A 17,816-nucleotide genomic window follows, 5' to 3' on the forward strand; every position below is an offset into this window, starting at 1 on the left:
GCTTATGAAAGCAGGTGGTATGGTGACTGTTTGTTGGTTTTTGTGCTTTCTGTCTGCCTGTTCTACTCAGCAGGAAGGCCCCAGGCCTTACAACTTTAATACCCCGGATAACCTTCAGAAACCAATGCCTGTGCCTGTGCATAACCCTACCACAGAAGAAGGAGTTGCCTTGGGAAAGAAGCTTTTTTTTGATCCTAAACTTTCTGACAATAATCAGATTTCCTGTGCAAGCTGCCATATTCCTTCACTGTCTTTTTCTGATGGCAAGGCATTGAGTAGCGAAGGTATAAGTGGAAAGAAACTGGATAGACATGTACCCCAATTGATAAATGTCGCCTGGAGCGAAGGTCTTTTCTGGGATGGCGGTGTGAGAAACCTTGAGTCTGTGGTTTTCGGGCCAATCACTCATCCTGACGAAATGGGAAAAAATCTCGGACAATTGGTCCGTGAGCTTCAGAAGGATGCTGCCTACCCAGCGTTGTTCAGCAGTGCTTTTGGGGCAGACTCAGTTCAGTCAGCTTTGATTGCCCGTGCATTAGCACAATATATGCGCACCTTGATCAGTGCCGATAGCCGGTATGATCATTTTGTAAGAGAAGAGCCAGGTGGACAACTTTCCCGGCTGGAAAGGGAGGGGATGGAACTGGTCAAAGAGAAATGCGCTGCGTGCCATAGTTTTGATGCAGGTAAAAATGATTTTTTTACTGATTTTTCCTACCATAACATTGGGCTGGATACATCTTTTTCAGATAAGGATGAACGGGTATTGATGGGTAGATTCCGAATTACATTTGACTCTACGCAAATAGGCGCTTACAAAACTCCAAGCTTACGAAACCTTGCTTTTACTGCACCATATATGCATGATGGACGTTTCCAAACGTTAGAAGAGGTGCTGGACCATTACAGTGAAAATGTTCAAGCTACGCCCTATCTTGACCCTCTCCTTAAAGAGAATACTGATACCCCCGGTATTTTATTGAGGGAACATGAAAAAAAAGCAATTCTCGCTTTCCTCAAAACTTTGGGCAGTCCAACATTTTCTCACTAAATAATTTGTTTACTCAATTAGTGACAAAATCATATCCAAGCTAAGTCCTGCAATTTGCACTGACTCTTATAAATAACTTAGAAAGCCTGTCAAAATGTTTAAGATTCACCATATAAGCTTAATCAAAAAAATATATTCTCAAGGGTGAATGTTGTTTAACTAATAATTAATTTGACTCAGTTGATAAATATTGAGAATTTGAAAATTTCTTAAAATAATTTATCTGATTCAAGTAAATTTTCATATATTAGTAGTAAGAATTGTAAACATTTATTAATTATACAATTCCTGATCGCACTTTTTCGCTCTATTACAACAATCTATTACACTTAATTAAAGCTTCTGTCTTATTTTTTTAGGACTTGAAGCTTTTTTTTGTGTAATGCTGCTTAAAACACACAAGCTATTGAGAAAGACGAAAAAGGCAGTACAATTATTGGGTTTTTGCTAATAAGGCATGTTAGATTCAAAATAGGGTAAGATCTTAAGCTTCTACTTCAATTAACTCTAAAAGCAATCCGGTCTGTGCCAAAAATTTACTAACGCTCTCACTTTGTGTTTCAGGTCTAACCTCATTATTGATAGCGTCAGCTAATTGTTGTAAACTTTGCATTTCTACCTGCAGGCGTCCTGTATCACTAATAGCAATGGATTGCATCGCTCCTGAAATCATCCCCACAGTATTTTTAATAGCATGTATCGTATTGGATGTATCAGAAGTAGATAAACTTTTTGACTGACGATCTAACTGCTTTATCACTGAGGGGTTAAGCTGGATTATGTTTTCTTCTGATAAGTCCTGTAAGGCTGCTGTCAAGTAAATTACGGCATTAGCAATATATTCTTCGGTATTGACAGTTCCATCATCAGGAGTGTGATCACTAATATAAGTGAGGTAATTGTCTACGGCTGAGTCAGATGAATTGTGGGATTGTGATTTATATTGCTCAGTATCATCTTTACCTTGTGTTGAATGTTGCTCTTCACTATCATCAAGCAGTAACAATTGCACTACAACAAAACCTATGATGAGTGCAATGATGAACAGGAAGTACCACCTGGAGTGTCTTTTTTTCTTCTTTTGCATAATAATATAAAAAGCTGTAGCAAAAAATTATGTTTAAAAAATAGCAAAAGTAAGACGCTAAAAATTATTTAAAAAAGTCCATGCTTACCTTCTTGCTTTTCTACGAGAAGAGCAAGAAGAAGGTACATATATGCTGAATTTATTTAGCTTCATTGAGATCAAAAGGGACGGCGGTCACTTTAGAAATTAAAAGAAGCTCATCGACTACCGGTTTAATTAAAGGGATGCCACTAACGCTTCTGATAGCCTCAGCTGCTCGTTCGGGGTCACCCGGGATGAGAGGGCCAGGTGTTCCAGGGACAGCTTTGGTTTTCCTGAAAGTACGAATCCAATCATCCATCTGCCGTTTAAATTCGTCAGTTTCAATAAAGCCATCTATCTGCATCGCACCAAAAAAGTGGCCGATTCCTTTGCCCACACTTCTTTCCGGCATGGTCTGCTGGATGGTAAAAGGAGGAGTAAATGGCCCCCAGTTAGCACCGCTCAAGACTGCCGAAAGTATATCTACCATTGAACTCAAAGCATAGCCTTTATGCGCTCCAAGCGTACCATTTGTGCCGAGGGGAAGTAAAGCCCCTCCCTCTATCAACGCATCAGCTATTTGCGTATCATTCCCTTTGCTATCGATACCCCAACCTGTAGGGATAGGTTTTTGCTCACGTTTGGCGATTTCTACTTTGCCGAAAGCAGCTACGCTGGTAGCCATGTCAATTACGATGGGAGGTTCTTCAAGGGCGGGAAAAGCAATGGCAATAGGGTTAGTTCCCAGCATACGCTCCATTCCCCAAAGGGGGGTGACGATTTTGGTAGTATTTGTCAAAGCCCAGCCAATCATATCGCGTTTGAGCGCTTGTAATGGATAGTATCCTGCAATACCAAAATGATTGGTATGACAGACGCCCACCCAGCCGGAACCGACCTGTTCTGCTTTTTCCATAGCAATCTCGTTTGCTTTGGGACCAACCACAAGGCCTAAACCGTTGTCTCCGTCAACAGTAGCAGTACTTGGCTTCTGCCTAATAATTTTAATGTTTGGCTTGGGGTTGATTCTTCCTGCTTTGAGTAAGCCAACGTAAGTTTGTAAACGTGCGACACCATGAGATTCAATACCACGAAGATCACTCATTGCCAAAATATCAGATGCCAGTTCTGCGTCCTGTTCTGAAACTCCATAATATCTGAAAACTTCTCTGGTAAAATTTTTCAGATAAGCAGAAGAGAAGGTGAAGCTTTCTATATTGGCCATAGGAACGGTATTTTATGTCTTTACTTTTCCTCTTACAAAAAGTGTATCAGAACATCAGGAACCAATGGCTCTGTCCAGGTGTGTATAGCCGCCATCCGGGAAGAGGTACTGACCGGTCGTATGCGCTGATTTATCTGAAGCTGTAAAGAGTACTGTGTAAGCAATCTCTTCAGGAGTAGTCATGCGCTGCCCTAATGGAATACGGCTGGTAATTTCTTTGAGCTTTTCTTCCGGATGATCATAAGTATCCAGCCAACCCCGGTACATGGGGGTCATTACTTCGGCGGGCAATACGGCATTTACGCGAATGCCATAGGGGAGAAGCTCTACCGCCCACTCCCGGGTCAAACCCAGTTGTCCGGCTTTGCTGGCAATATAGGCAGAAGAATTACCCTGACCCGTGATAGCGGTTTTAGAACTAATATTGATAATGTTTCCCTTACTTTTAATCAGGTAGGGTAAGGCATAGTGGGCAAGTGTATAGTAATGAAAAATATTACTCTGAATAGATTCCATAAACTGTTCCGGAGAACCATTCTCCAGCCCTACACTATCATTATAACCGGCATTATTCACCAATACATCAATCTTTCCAAATTTTTCTACAGCTTCCTCAATCACTTTACGACAGGCTTCTTTTTGACTGAGGTCAGCTTGAACAAACAGACAGGAGTGGCCTTTTTCCAGAAGTTCGTTTTCCAGTGCTTCTCCCTTCTCCCGGCTTCGGTTTACAATGATGGGAATAGCCTCTTCCTCTACAGCTTCACGAACAATGGCTTCTCCAATACCACTGCCACCGCCAGTTACAATAATCACTTTGTCAGTTAGGTTGAGATTCATAGTGGAGCAAATTTTCAGGTGTTGTGATTTATATTGAAAGTTGATAAAAATCAATAGCGTTTCCGCCTAATATCCTTGCTTGTTCATCCTGAGAAAGCTGACTGATATAGTTTTCTACAACAGCCATTACCTCCTCATATTCAGCAGCCAGACGACATACCGGCCAGTCTGAGCCTATCATTAATTTGTTAGTGCCAAAGGCTTCAAAAACAACATCAAGATAGATCTTGAAGTCATCAGGTTTCCAGTTTTTCCAGTCAGCCTCAGTGACCATACCTGAGAGTTTGCAGTAGACATTCGGATATTCGGCCAGTGAGCGTATATTTTCTTTCCAGGGAGACAATTCCGCAGTGGCTATTCTGGGCTTAGCAATATGGTCTACGACCAATCTACTTTCGGGGAAATAAGAAACATACTGAAGCGTGACAGCTAGGTGCTTTTCAAAAATCAGGATATCGTATGTGAGGTCAAATTCTTTTAGCATCTTAACTCCACGCATGAAATCTGGTCTGAGCAGAAAATAATCGTCCTCCTCATCATGAACAATATGTCTCATTCCGCAAAGCTTGGGAAACTGGGCATAGTGGGTCAAACGATTCTTTACATTGTAGTCGCACAAATCTACCCAGCCCACTACTCCTTTGATGTAATTATATTGCTCAGCCTGAGCTAGTAAAAAGTCTGTCTCTTCTTCACTCTGACTTGCCTGCACTGCCACACAACCATCAAAACCTGTTTTATCCATTTCCCTCTTTAAGTCTGGAGGTAAATAGTCGCGTTTAAGTACCTGCATGGCATCATTAATCCACCCGAGCTTTAGTGGGTCATATTTCCAAAAATGTTGATGTGCATCAATTTTCATGATCTATAGTATGAGTAAAAGACCGAAGCGTTGCATTATTAATATTTCTTTTTTGAATTATTTTGTAACTTTTTTCTGAAGTTTTTCTGATATCAACTTCAGCAAGTAATTCCCAACAGACTATGGACACATCTGCTTGTTCTTTTACAATGCAATGTTTACTGAATAATCAATTACCTATCAGGACACGCACTACAAGCGGCTTTGAGATTAGCGGCTACCATGGTTGCAGATCGTAACAATTGTTTAGTTCTATGCTTTAACTCTTTTCTAAATAACACTTGCTACCCATCAGCAATTCTACTCTTTTCAAATTCAGTTAATCAAAATTCAAAAATTTTCTTCATCTGTACCCATTTTTCTCCCGGACCGGCTTCCGGTAATGGCTCCTGAAAAGTACCCATCAGATCCTCCCACTCCTGGCAACGCTCATCTAATTTAAGGTATTTAGGGAAGCCAACCTCTGGCTCAAAGCTATCTTCAGTTTGCATAAACATAAATAACCTTCTACCCAGGCGATAGATTTTCATGTCAAGCACACCTACCTTTTTGAGTGAGGGAATTACTTCCGGCCAGGGCTGTGCATGATAATGCTCATACTGCTTAATAGCTTCCTCTTCATCTCTCAGATTAACTGACATGGCAAAGTCTTTCATAAGTAAGGGTTCTGCATTTAGGGTGCGATGGTGTTATGGTTTTTAGTATTGAAGATCACCAATTTATTAGCAACCATAACCCCTTCGCACCAAAAAAACTATCAAACTATTCGTATGCTTTGGCCACCTGCCTGGAAGAACCTAAGCCTTCAATGCCTAATTCTATCACATCCCCGGCATGGATAAACTGGGGAGGGTTGAAGCCTAAACCGACTCCGGCAGGTGTACCGGTAGAGATTATGTCTCCCGGCATTAGGGTCATAAACTGGCTAAGATAACTTACCAGATGAGGAATTTTAAAGATCAGGTCAGAAGTATTGCCATCCTGCTTGGTCTCTCCATTTACTGTTAACCATAAACGCAAGTTATTGATATCAGCAATTTCCTCTTTGGTAACCACATAGGGGCCTAAGGGGGCAAATGTGTCACAACTTTTGCCTTTAACCCACTGTCCGGAACGTTCTAGCTGAAACGCTCTTTCACTATAATCATTATGTAATACGTAGCCGGCCACATGGTCCATTGCCTCGGTTTCCGCTACGTAGCTTGCCTTTTTACCTATTACAACGCCTAACTCTACTTCCCAGTCTGTTTTTTCGCTTCCTTTAGGAATGATTAGGTCATCGTTTGGCCCGACTATGGATGAAGTAGCTTTAAAGAAAATAATAGGCTCAACAGGCAACTCCATTTTGCTTTCAGCGGCATGATCTTTATAGTTCAGACCGATACATACTATTTTTCCCGGTTTTTTGATAGGAGGAGCCAGCCTTTCCTGATCACTTAGCTGTGGACAATTACTGATATTATCATTCAGCCATTTGTCCAGTCTATTGAGCCCGTCATTGGCCAAAAATTCTTCAGTAAAATCTTCTCCAAATCCAGAGACATCCAGCTTCTGTTCATTGTGTAATACACCCGGTTTTTCTGATCCGGGATTTCCAAAACGAAATAGTTTCATGGGTTAGCTTAAATTATTGGTTAGGTATTTTGATTAATTGATTAACTATTGAGCGTAATGAACCCTCCATCAATCGGATAATTGCTTCCAGTGATGAATCCGGCTTCGTCTGAACAAAGAAACAATGCCAGATTAGCGATTTCTTCAGGTTTACCCATCCTTCCGATGGGCTGGGTTTTGGATAGCTTTTCAAACATTTCGCTTTCCTTGCCCGGATAGTTTTTCTTTAAGAATCCATCTACGAAAGGAGTATGGACTCTTCCGGGGGCAATACTGTTACAACGGATATTATCCGCTACATAATCCTTGGCTACTGACAATGTCATGGTAAGTACTGCGCCCTTGCTCATAGAGTAAGCAAAACGGTCAGCAATACCCAATACAGACGCTACGGAGGCTAGATTAAGTATCACTCCTCCACCCTGGGCTTTCATATATGGGATACAGGCGTATAAGCAGTTATATACCCCTTTGATATTGATGCTGTAAATTCTATCCAGGTCTTCTTCGCTTGTTTTCTCCACATTACCCACATGGGCTACACCTGCATTATTGACGAGTATGTCTATTTTTTCGTTTTCATCAGCTATGTGCTGTATTACCTGCCTTACTTCTGTCTGAGAGGCAACATTGCAGAATCTGTAGAGAGCCTCTCCTCCATTTGAAGTAATTTGCTCCACTACTTTTGTTGCTGAACTTTCATCAACATCTAAAATATAAACTTTTGCACTGTGCCGTGAAAAAACTTCTGCTATGCTTTTACCGATACCACTTCCCGCGCCGGTGATTACTGCTACTTTTTGAGAAAGGCTAAATGCTTGCATGAGAAAAATAATTATTCAAATCCAAAAAAGGCATATATGTTGTGCTTGTTCACCAAATCTACAAATAAACAGCAGATTTGCATGACCCTCACATAATATCACTCAGGGCTCGGCAGGGAAAATTTACAATAGTGATAAATTAGGAATACTTTTCTGCGGAATAATTATCAATAAGATATTTAATGTTTAACTTTATTTTTGAAATAATAAAATTTAAACCATCTGCTTACATATATGTATTTATAGTAGAGCAGATTGATCATCTAAAAGCTATTTTTAGAAATAACAGATGAATATGAATACAATAGTAGAAGTGGATTCAAAAACTCTTATTGATGAAGCTAAAAATGTATTATTGAATAACAGAATAGGAAAGTTTACCAAACCAGCACCAGCATTGTATCCTCATCAATGGAATTGGGACGCAGGTTTTATTGCTATTGGCTACGCGCATTTTGATATGGATCAGGCCGAGTCGGAATTAAGGCACTTATTCAGTGGACAATGGGCTAATGGCATGCTTCCGCATATTATTTTTAATCCTGAAGGTGATGGGCATTATTTTCCTGGGATTAACTTTTGGGAAACCTGGAGGTCATTTGATGCTCCAAAAATAGCTGAGACTTCAGGAATCTCCAATCCCGCCGTCCATGGTTTTGTACTTCAACGGATGTATCAGGTCGCAAAAGATAAAGATAGGGCACTTAACTTTATCAGGGAAATGTTCCCGAAGATCAAAGCCATGCACGCTTACTTCTACAATGAACGCGATCCTCAAAATGAAGGTCTTGTATACATTCGCCACCCTTGGGAGTCTGGAAATGATAACTCACCCACCTGGGATATTCCTCTTGAAACCATAGACTTTTCTAAGGTCAAAGTGCCTCCTTTCACCAGAAAAGACTTAAACTCAGGTCATGCAGAGCACCGTCCTACTAATCTTGACTATGATCGTTATATCTATTTGATAGATGTATTTAGAAAAGGTGATTATCGGGAAGATAAAATCTTTGAGTTAACACCTTTTGCTGTACAGGATCCTCTTTTTAATACTATTTTGATCAGGTCCAATCAGGCAATGATAGAATTAGGTGCTCTGATTGGTGAAGATATCCAGGTATTTAAAACGTGGAATGAAAAGTCCATCTCAGCTATGAACAATAAGCTGTGGAATGAAAGCACAGGCATGTATGATGCCTATGATCTGATTAACGGGCAAAAGATAGAAATGGAAGCCTCTTCCGGGCTTATGCCTCTCTATGCAAATATACCTTCTGATCTGCAGGCCAAGAAAATGGTGGATACCTTGATAGGGCCTAAGTTTCTTAGTAATGAAAGTTTGCCCTACTATCTTTGTTCTTCATTTACACCACTTAGTGATAAGTTTGATCCTAAAAAATATTGGAGAGGCCCCGTTTGGATCAATATGAACTGGATGCTTTACCACGGATTACACAGTTATGGATATGCGCAGGAAGCGGCAATGGTTAAATCAGACTCTATTGATCTGATCAACTACTATGGCTTCTATGAATACTTTGACCCAAAAAAAGATGTAATCAACAACAGACAGGGGTATGGAAGTCATCAGTTCTCATGGTCAGCAGCGCTTTGCCTGGACTGGCTTAATGAATAGCCTAATGCGGATGCAAAAGCTTATGTCATATTTCAGCTTTTAGAATTTTTCTAGAAGCTTTCTTAACGCCTGTCCCTTTTAAAAACTCATGTAATCATGAATACTTAGGTATTAAGATTTATTTTTAGCTGCCTGAAACATACCTAACTTCTATAGATAAAAAATAAATTCGCAGCATTTTATATTGATTTTTGAGTATATGCACTCAAATGATGTCAAAATCTAAATTTTTTTATGCCAAATGAATGTGAAAGTAGTTAGAAATATTTCAGGACTTTTTACTTAATGTATATGAGCGCTTTTTACATTTATTACAGTATATTCTGCTATTATATTAAATATTACATCTAGTTGTAAGCCTGTCTTTTAGTTCAAAGTAAAATTTTAGTTGTATGCATTGATTCTGAGCGTTTACTGAAAATAATGGCAAGATATATTGCCAAAAATATTTCATCTCAAAAATGACCGCTTTTTCGAGCTTTTTTCTGCATACCTCATTCGTAATTTGGTCCCCAAAATATCAAACATCTAATTCATCAAAATTTATGATTACTACAAGTAAAGCACTTTACACTGATAAGTGTGCGGAAATTACTAATGAGGAGAATATCATCATCGCTAAATGGAGTGGGTTTTTGAATCTGGAAAGCACCAAAAAAGGTTGCGATGCAATGGTTGAATATGTGAGAAAAAACAAAATCACTAAGCATCTGAGTGACCAAAGTACGCTGAAAGTTCTTTCTAAAGAAGTTCAGGGGTATCTGGTAGGTGAAGCTTTTCCTGCCCTCGATAGAGCAGGCTTAAGAAAATTAGCTGTATTGGTATCCGAAGATGTGTTTGCTAAAGCTACAGTAGACAATGTGAATAGCGCAACTATGATGGGAAATATTGAAGTGAAAACGTTTAACTCACGTAGAGAATGCGTTGATTGGTTAAATGAATAATTAGTCACTTATGAAAACCGGAGAGTTTCACTTTCCGGTTTTTTTTAATGTTTGTCACAAAGCTATTTTTTTTAGATAATACTTTAAACTATGTCAGTTACAATCCCTGTTCAAGTAGATCCTTTTAAAATTATTCAGGTAGGATTAAGTTTTTGGTCATCCAAAACCCTACTCTCTGCTACCAAGCTGGGTTTATTCACTTTATTAGGTGAAAAACCTTTAAACGCCGAGCATATTAAATTGAAGCTAGGCTTAAACAAAGAAGGTTTGTATGTACGTGACTTTCTTGATGCTCTGTATTCCTTAGGCTTTTTGGAAAGAATAGGCAGTGGTGAATCCGCTGTGTATCAAAATACTCCTGATACTGCTATGTTTCTTGATAAAAATCAGCCCAGCTACCTTGGAGGCTTTCTGGAAATGGCAAATGATCGCGAGTACAGATTTTGGGGAGATCTTGAAGAGGGCTTGAAAACAGGCCAACCCCAGAATGAGGCTAAGTATACTGGTAAGGAATCCTTTGAGGCTATATATGAAAAACCAGAAGCTTTAGCCCAGTTTACTGAGGCTATGTCAGGTATACAAAAGCTAAGCTTTATGGCTTTTGCAGAACGGTTTGATTTTTCTGCTTACAACACTCTGGTAGATGCCGGTGGTTCTGCCGGGCTTCTCTCCGCACTGGTTGCTCAACAGCATGCTCATATGCACTGTACCACTTTTGACCTTCCACAGTTAGAGCCTTTCGCTAAAGCTACCGCTGAAAAACATGGGGTCTCAGATCGGGTAAGTGTACGTAATGGTGATTTTTTCAATGAGCCTTTTCCCAAAGCAGATATAGTTACCATGGGTAACATATTACACAGTTTTGACCTTGAGAAAAAGAAAATGCTTATCACTAAAGCCTACGAGGCTTTACCCGAAGGAGGTTGTCTTGTAGCAATAGAAATGGTTCTGGATAATGAGCGCAAAGAAAATACTTTTGGCTTATTGATGTCTCTCAATATGCTGATAGAATCTGACAGTGGCTTTAACTATACTCAGAAACAATATGAGGAATGGACAAAGAATATAGGTTTTAGTGCTGTAGAATTTATTTCTTTAGGTGGCCCTGTAAGCGCTGCAATTGCTTATAAATAACCGATAAAATTGGACTATGACTTTTAAAACAGTTGCATATGAGGCTCAGTGTATTCCTGCCTTAGAAGAGCAAAAGAAAGAAGACCAATATATTTGTTGCCTTGACCCACTTCAATCGGATGAGCGACTGAAAGCTGTACCTGCTCTGAATAAGGGAAAGGATACTATAGCGTTAGTCCTGATGCTGGTAGACATGCTACCCTCAATAAAGGAGGCAGCAGACATGGATTTTTATGAGGCATGTGCAGCAATGCGTGATATTGGTATTATGCTCGGCTCGTTAAAGCGACATGGGGTAGAGCCAGTTCATGTGATCCCTGAGCTGGAAGAAAAACTCAATATTTTAGCTGATATCACAGATCTTCCTCCTCGTGATACTTTGATCCACTATGTAAGATGGAATCCGGAAGGAAAGCGTCAGCGTACCTACACTGGTACTGAAGATGAAATACAATTAATTAAAAGTGTAAAAGTGGCCATACTGCCCTTGCATGAGGCTATACGTGCATTAAATGAGTTATACAACATACCTTTAAGTTCTCCCGAATTTGTTCCAGTGTGTGAAAGAGTAATCACCCACTTTGATGGGATGGTACAAGGTATGGTGAATGCCAAGAGGAATGTAAGCCCCCGGTATTTCGCGGAAGAACTAAGGTTTTATTTTGATCCCATTGAACTAAACGAACAAGAATATTTGGGACCCGGTGCAGTGGAGATGCCGGTATTCGTTTTTGATCACATACTGTGGAACTGTGATCTAGGTGAAGCTTTTTATAATGAATTTAAGCAAGCATATCTGCCTTACAATCAGGCAGTGATGCGAGAGTTGTATGATGCCTATAAGCATCTGCCCAGCCTGGTGAATAAGTGTATTCAGGAACTTAGGCAGGCAAATGATTATTCAGTGGTCCGACTTGACAGTGCAAAGCATCTCATTAAGCTGTTTAACTTGCTGAAAAGCTTCAGAGCCCCACACAAAAAGATGGCAGATGAGGCTTACGAGCATGCTGCTAAAGATGCTTATCGGGAGAAAGGTAGTGGCGGTTATGAACCTGGAGTGCTGCATCTCATCCTCAAACTAAACCTGGAAGCGCTTGAAAGGCTAAAAAGCAGTATTCAAGACTATAAAAATAAACAAGCATATCAATATTAATTGTAGCAAAGCCTCTCTTTTAATGGGAGGCTTTCGCATTTTCTCTCAACAAAAAATAAGTTATATATATAGCCCTTTGAAGGAGAGGAGTTACATCTTAATAACTTATTGCTTACTACATAAATAGCTTGGCAAGCTTTTTCTTATGCTTGGTGTAAGGTGCGTACCGAACAGGTAGATCAATCCAGGTTCCCCGCCTCATAATACTTTTTTTATGGGTAAAAGTATCAAAACTATGTTTTCCATGATAGGCATCATATCCGCTACTGCCAATGCCTCCGAAAGGCAAGTTAGGGTTACTTAAATGAACTATTGTATCATTTACTGCTCCCCCTCCGAATTGAACTTTCTTCCTGATCAGTTTTTCATTTTTTTTGTCTGAGGTAAAATGGTAAAGCGATAGCGGATGAGAGTTAATAGAGATCGTCTCTATTACCTCTTGATAATTTGAAAATGTCAATACGGGTAGAATTGGCCCAAAAATTTCTTCCTGCATGATCGGGCTTTCCATATCTACATTATCTATTAGAGTAGGCCCAATAAATAATTTCTCACGATCAGTCTTTCCGCCATACATGATATTACCCTGATCCAGATAAGCAATGAGTGTATCAAATCGCTTTTGATTTAATATACGTCCATAATTCTGGTGGTCAGGATGCAGTTCACCATAAAACTGTTCTATTGCGTTATGAAAGTGAGTAATAAACTCCTCTTTGATACTCTTTTCCAGGAGCAGATAGTCAGGGCTAACGCAGGTTTGCCCCGCATTGAATGCTTTTCCCCAGGCTATTCTTCGTGCAGCGACTTTGAGTTTGGCCGTATGGTCAACAATGGCAGGGCTTTTACCTCCTAATTCTAATGTTACTGGTGTGAGTTTTTCAGCGGCCTGCTTAGCAATAATTTTTCCAACAGGAACACTTCCGGTAAAGAAAATATGATCAAAGCGATGGTTTTCCATAAGCTGGGGTACTATTTTAGCTCCGTCACCCTGTATTACACTGATATATTTCCTGTCAAAAGTATGGCTAATCATATCCTCGATGACTTTTGAAGTGTGCGGAGTAAGCTCTGAGGGCTTCAGTACTACTGTATTTCCTGCGGCAATGGCACCAATCAGCGGTGCTATTAATAGCTGGAACGGATAGTTCCAGGGACCAATGATGAGACTGACACCTAAAGGCTCTTTATACACTTTACTTTTTGAGGGAAAATGTATGAGAGAGGTTGGTACACTTTCCGGCTTCATCCACTTTTTCAAATGTTTCAATGTATGATTGACCTCAGCGTGAAGAAGTGCCACTTCGCTGGTGTATGCTTCAAAGTCAGGTTTATGCAGGTCAGCTTTTAGCGCCTGACCGATATCATACTCATAACCTACAATGGCGGCTTTTAGCTTTTTGAGCTGCTCTTTTCTAAAAGTGTATGGTAGCGTATTTCCAGACTTAAAAAAAGTTTTTTTGTCATCAAAATAGGCATTTGCAGTCGTATCTTTTGATTCTTTAGAAAGTGTTGTTGTACTCATCACTACAGTATTTAATTTCTATAATTCAGCTCGAAAACTCTGAGGAAGTTGTATACAACTACAAGCTTGTCATTTATCACGATATTTATTTGAATCAGTTTCAAATTATAAATGCCCCCTTAGATTTAGATTGACTATGGCTATATTCGTCAAAAAAGGAAAATGATAGGTCAGAAGAAGCCAAAGTCAGAAGATAAGTTGCACGGAGCTAACTCTTCTTTAGGAAAATTGCAGGATTACCTTGGTGAGTTTGTATACGGGGGGATAGATGGAAGCGTCACCACATTTGCAGTAGTGGCCGGAGCAGCAGGAGCGGATTTAGGAGCAGCCGTAGTATTGATCCTGGGTTTTGCCAATTTGATCGCTGATGGCTTTTCCATGTCAGTAGGGGCGTATCTCTCTACCAAAACTCAAGCTGACAATTACGAAAAACATAAAAATATAGAGTACTGGGAGGTAGAACATATGCCCGACAGAGAAGTAGAAGAAGTGAGAGAGATTTACGAAGCGAAAGGATTTGAAGGTGAATTACTTGAACAGGTAGTGGCCAAGATCACCGAAGACAAAGACCGCTGGGTAGATATCATGATGAAAGAAGAACTGGAAATGACTCCCGAGACCAAATCTCCCTGGACGATAGGACTGGTGACTTTTCTGTCATTCATTGTGGTGGGTTTAGTCCCTCTGCTTGTTTATGTTTACAACTATTTGCAGGGTGTAGATATACAACACACTTTTATGATTGCCAGTATTTTGACATCCTTTGCTTTCATCGGGATTGGATGGCTAAAAAGTTATGTCAACCAGACTCCTCGTTTTCGCAGCATAGTGGAAACACTTTTACTAGGAGCTTCAGCCGCAGTTTTGGCCTACTGGGTGGGTAATGTTTTGGAAAAAATAGTGAATTGAGATCAGATGGAAAGAGGTAGCAAAAATAGGCTAATTGTACTGATAGATCAAACGTAGCGCATAGAGTTGTAATCTTAGGAAGAGGGTTGCTACCCGCTAACCCTCTTGTTAACTGCGCTAATACGCTTATATTGCATATAGCTAGGTGCCTGATTGTAAAGCCAAGATAGTTTGTTTTGCCAACGCCTCTACTTTATTGAACAACAAATGAAAGCCATCCTGTTTGAGCAATACGGACCTCCGGAGAAAGTTCTCTCTTTAAGGGAAGTAGAAAAACCATCTCCTAAACACAACGAAGTCCTGATAAAAATTAAGGCTACTGCGGTCAATGATTATGACTGGAGCCTTGTGAGGGGTCAACCTTATCTGTACAGACTCATGTTTGGTTTTCTTAAACCCAAACATCCTATTTCAGGAATGGAACTTTCGGGTATTGTGGCAGAGATTGGTGCTGATGTCCATAATCATAAGGTTGGCGAGGCAGTATTTGGTGACATATCGGAATACGGTTTCGGGACTTTTGCCGAATATATATGTATCAATAAAAATGCGGTAATTAAGCAACCTGAAACAATAAGCTTTGAAGAAGCAGCGGCCCTTCCGCATGCATCCACCCTTGCTTTACAAGCCCTGAGAGATATTGGTAAAATTGAGCAAGGTCAAAAAGTCCTGATCAATGGCGGTGGGGGAGGTGTGGGAACCATAGGCCTACAATTGGCCAAGCTTTACCACTGCCATGTGACTGGGGTTGATGCTCAGGAGAAAATAGAAATGATGAAATCCATTGGTTTTGATACCACCATAGATTATAAGCAGATAAATTTTACTAAAGCAGGGGAAAAGTATGATTTGATTCTGGATTGTAAAACCAACAAATCCGCTTTTTCTTATTTGAGCGCATTAAAGGTAAATGGCAGGTATGTTACCATAGGAGGTAAGGTAGGTAGCTTGATTAAAGTTTTGTTGTGGAGTAAGCTAATAAATCTGTTCTCAACGAAAAAACTTCAAGTTCTTAGTTTAAAACCCAATAAAGATCTGGACTACATCTGTGAGCTGTTCAGGGAAGGTAAAATTAAGTGCGAAATTGATGGCCCGTACGCCCTAGCGGAGACTCCTGGATTAATTCAGTATTTCGGTGAAGGTAAACATAAAGGTAAAGTTGTGATAAAAACAGATTCACCATGACATCAAAAGAAGGTGTTTTACCATTTATTTCCCTGCCCTTACTAGCTAAGGTAATCAGCCTAAAACTATGATTTGCAAAGCCTGACTTTTTGGCTAGTTTTATGAACCAAAATCAAGTGAACATGCGGAAGATGTTGTGGTCGGCGTTGCTGTTGTTCGGCATCGCCTGCCATAATCAGCAGACCGAAGAAAAAAAAGAGAGCAACCTTCCCGGGAGTGCTCTTGCCTTGCAGCACTGTAGTAGTTGTCATGCTTATGTAGCTCCTGATCAACTGCCCAAAGAGGTGTGGGAAAAGAATGTGCTTCCTGCTATGGGCTTCCGCATGGGTATTTTTGAAGGTTCCCACCCACCTGACAGCCTGTTTGAAAATGGCAAAGCACGGCAGCTGGTAGAAGACGCAAATATTTACCCTGAGGAACCTGTACTTTCAAAAGTAGATTGGGAAAAGATCGTAGATTACTACATTGAAAATGCTCCTGATTCTCTTTCTGCATCTCCCAAAGAAAAGCCAATGCAAATAGGCTTGCCGCATTTTGCATATAAGCCTTCTCAATTCTCAGTAAGACCGCCGCTTTGTACAATGGTCAAGATTATTCCCGAACGATCGCAGATTGCTTTTTCTGACGGTAAAGATAATGTAAGCCGCCTGGTGATGCTGAATCAACAGATGGAGAAGCAGTATGAAGTATTCATGCCCAGTACGCCGGTTGATTATCAAATCCTGAACGATACCGCATATCTTACGACTATAGGAAAGAAAGCATTTCCCACTGACCATGCTCAGGGTACAGTAGAGAAAATCTTCAGTGTAAGTCAGGAAGAAAAGCCCGACCGGTCAACAATGCTTCTGGAAAAGCTGCAACGCCCGGTGCATGTCAGTTACAGCGACCTGAACCTGGATGGCAGAACAGATATCCTGGTTTGTGATTTTGGAAACTTAGTAGGTAAACTAGCCTGGTATGAAAATATGGGGGGTAGTGAATATAATATTCGTTACCTGAAACACGATCCAGGGGCAACACTTACTGTCGTGAAGGATATTGATGAAGATGGCAGACCAGATATTATCGCGCTGATGGCTCAGGCGAGGGAAGGAATCTTTTTGTTCAAAAACAGTCCGGGTGGATTTTTAAAAGCACAACCGCTGCTTACTTTTTCTCCCCTCAATGGCTCCACTTACTTTGAGTTAGTGGATTTCAATCAGGACAGACATCTGGATATTCTCTACACCTGCGGTGACAATGCGGACACTTCGCCTGTTCTCAAAAATTATCACGGTATTTATATCTATCTTAATGATGGGAACTTTCAATTCAAGCAAGAGTGGTTTTATCCTCTCAATGGTGCTTATAAAGCGCTGGCCAGGGATTTTGATCAGGATGGTGACCTGGATATTGCCGCCATTTCTTTCTTCCCCGATTATGCCCATTCTCCGGAGGAGAGCTTTGTCTATTTGCAAAATGGCGGGGAAATGAATTTTACTGCCTTTTCCTTTCCCGAATCTACTGCTGGCCGCTGGATGGTAATGGATGCCAACGATATAGATCAGGACGGAGATATTGATCTGGCATTAGGCGCCTTTGTAAGCTTTTTTCCTGAAGGAGATACTACCGGATTGTACCAGAGATGGATAGAAGAGAGTCCTTCAGTAGTTTTATTGGAGAATACAATAGGTAATTGATAAGTGCCGCATATAAAGTAAAGTGCCGAGGGGCCTTCACCATTTGTTTTTTTGATGATGAGGGTTGATAGTTAATAAGATGATTCAACTCGCTAATCCGGTCATTCATGCCCCTTTCCCTTAA

The 17,816-nt window shown here is 40.4% G+C and carries 16 protein-coding genes; 8 read left to right on the forward strand and 8 right to left on the reverse strand.

Features of this window, described 5'->3' with window-relative positions:
- Nucleotides 1-4 precede the first annotated feature (4 nt).
- The gene (locus OKW21_RS04210) at nt 5-1,051 is read left to right on the forward strand and encodes a cytochrome-c peroxidase (protein WP_277477611.1); all 1,047 of its coding nucleotides are present in this window, start codon (nt 5-7) and stop codon (nt 1,049-1,051) included.
- 484 nt (nt 1,052-1,535) lie between these two features.
- On the opposite strand, the gene OKW21_RS04215 is transcribed toward OKW21_RS04210, so the two are convergent.
- From OKW21_RS04215 to OKW21_RS04245, 7 genes are all read right to left on the reverse strand, one after another.
- Entirely contained in the window at nt 1,536-2,138 is a 603-nt protein-coding gene (locus OKW21_RS04215; protein ID WP_277477613.1) for a hypothetical protein, read from the reverse strand.
- Between the two features lie 139 nt (nt 2,139-2,277).
- Nucleotides 2,278-3,384 (reverse strand): Ldh family oxidoreductase, encoded by a 1,107-nt coding sequence (locus tag OKW21_RS04220; RefSeq protein WP_277477615.1) that lies wholly within the window; start codon nt 3,382-3,384, stop codon nt 2,278-2,280.
- 54 nt (nt 3,385-3,438) lie between these two features.
- Nucleotides 3,439-4,224 carry an L-fucose dehydrogenase gene (locus tag OKW21_RS04225; RefSeq protein ID WP_277477617.1) on the reverse strand — a complete coding sequence of 262 codons (786 nt, stop codon included), beginning with the start codon at nt 4,222-4,224 and terminating at the stop codon, nt 3,439-3,441.
- Nucleotides 4,225-4,252: 28 nt separating this feature from the next.
- The gene (locus OKW21_RS04230; protein ID WP_277477619.1) at nt 4,253-5,086 is read right to left on the reverse strand and encodes an amidohydrolase family protein; all 834 of its coding nucleotides are present in this window, start codon (nt 5,084-5,086) and stop codon (nt 4,253-4,255) included.
- Between the two features lie 323 nt (nt 5,087-5,409).
- Nucleotides 5,410-5,742: an L-rhamnose mutarotase gene (locus OKW21_RS04235; RefSeq protein ID WP_277477620.1), complete on the reverse strand. Its 333-nt coding sequence runs from the start codon at nt 5,740-5,742 to the stop codon at nt 5,410-5,412.
- 106 nt (nt 5,743-5,848) lie between these two features.
- Nucleotides 5,849-6,700, reverse strand: coding sequence for a fumarylacetoacetate hydrolase family protein (locus tag OKW21_RS04240; RefSeq protein ID WP_277477621.1), 852 nt, complete (start codon nt 6,698-6,700; stop codon nt 5,849-5,851).
- Nucleotides 6,701-6,741: 41 nt separating this feature from the next.
- On the reverse strand, nt 6,742-7,524 hold the full coding sequence (locus tag OKW21_RS04245) for an SDR family NAD(P)-dependent oxidoreductase (protein WP_277477623.1): 783 nt from the start codon (nt 7,522-7,524) through the stop codon (nt 6,742-6,744).
- Between the two features lie 295 nt (nt 7,525-7,819).
- Between OKW21_RS04245 and OKW21_RS04250 the strand changes: the two genes are divergently transcribed.
- From OKW21_RS04250 to OKW21_RS04265, 4 genes are all read left to right on the forward strand, one after another.
- Nucleotides 7,820-9,160 carry an MGH1-like glycoside hydrolase domain-containing protein gene (locus OKW21_RS04250; protein WP_277477625.1) on the forward strand — a complete coding sequence of 447 codons (1,341 nt, stop codon included), beginning with the start codon at nt 7,820-7,822 and terminating at the stop codon, nt 9,158-9,160.
- A 545-nt stretch (nt 9,161-9,705) separates the two neighbouring features.
- Complete coding sequence (locus OKW21_RS04255) at nt 9,706-10,104, forward strand: hypothetical protein (protein WP_277477627.1); 399 nt, start codon at nt 9,706-9,708, stop codon at nt 10,102-10,104.
- A gap of 90 nt (nt 10,105-10,194) precedes the next feature.
- Entirely contained in the window at nt 10,195-11,238 is a 1,044-nt protein-coding gene (locus tag OKW21_RS04260) for a methyltransferase (RefSeq protein ID WP_277477629.1), read from the forward strand.
- Between the two features lie 16 nt (nt 11,239-11,254).
- Nucleotides 11,255-12,391, forward strand: a complete 1,137-nt coding sequence (locus OKW21_RS04265; protein WP_277477632.1) for a monodechloroaminopyrrolnitrin synthase PrnB family protein — start codon at nt 11,255-11,257, stop codon at nt 12,389-12,391.
- A gap of 115 nt (nt 12,392-12,506) precedes the next feature.
- Here the strand turns inward: OKW21_RS04265 and OKW21_RS04270 are convergent, their stop codons facing one another.
- Entirely contained in the window at nt 12,507-13,916 is a 1,410-nt protein-coding gene (locus tag OKW21_RS04270; protein WP_277477634.1) for an aldehyde dehydrogenase, read from the reverse strand.
- A 162-nt stretch (nt 13,917-14,078) separates the two neighbouring features.
- On the opposite strand from OKW21_RS04270, the gene OKW21_RS04275 reads away from it, so the two are divergent.
- The 3 genes from OKW21_RS04275 (at nt 14,079) to OKW21_RS04285 (ending at nt 17,692) form a co-directional block, all read left to right on the forward strand.
- Nucleotides 14,079-14,825, forward strand: coding sequence for a VIT1/CCC1 transporter family protein (locus tag OKW21_RS04275; RefSeq protein WP_277477637.1), 747 nt, complete (start codon nt 14,079-14,081; stop codon nt 14,823-14,825).
- Nucleotides 14,826-15,032: 207 nt separating this feature from the next.
- Nucleotides 15,033-16,010 (forward strand): NAD(P)-dependent alcohol dehydrogenase, encoded by a 978-nt coding sequence (locus tag OKW21_RS04280; protein ID WP_277477639.1) that lies wholly within the window; start codon nt 15,033-15,035, stop codon nt 16,008-16,010.
- Nucleotides 16,011-16,132: 122 nt separating this feature from the next.
- Entirely contained in the window at nt 16,133-17,692 is a 1,560-nt protein-coding gene (locus OKW21_RS04285; RefSeq protein ID WP_277477641.1) for an FG-GAP repeat domain-containing protein, read from the forward strand.
- The last annotated feature ends 124 nt before the right edge of the window (nt 17,693-17,816 follow it).

The sequence above is a fragment of the Catalinimonas alkaloidigena genome, from assembly GCF_029504655.1.
In the GTDB taxonomy this organism is placed as follows: Bacteria; Bacteroidota; Bacteroidia; order Cytophagales; family Cyclobacteriaceae; genus Catalinimonas; species Catalinimonas alkaloidigena.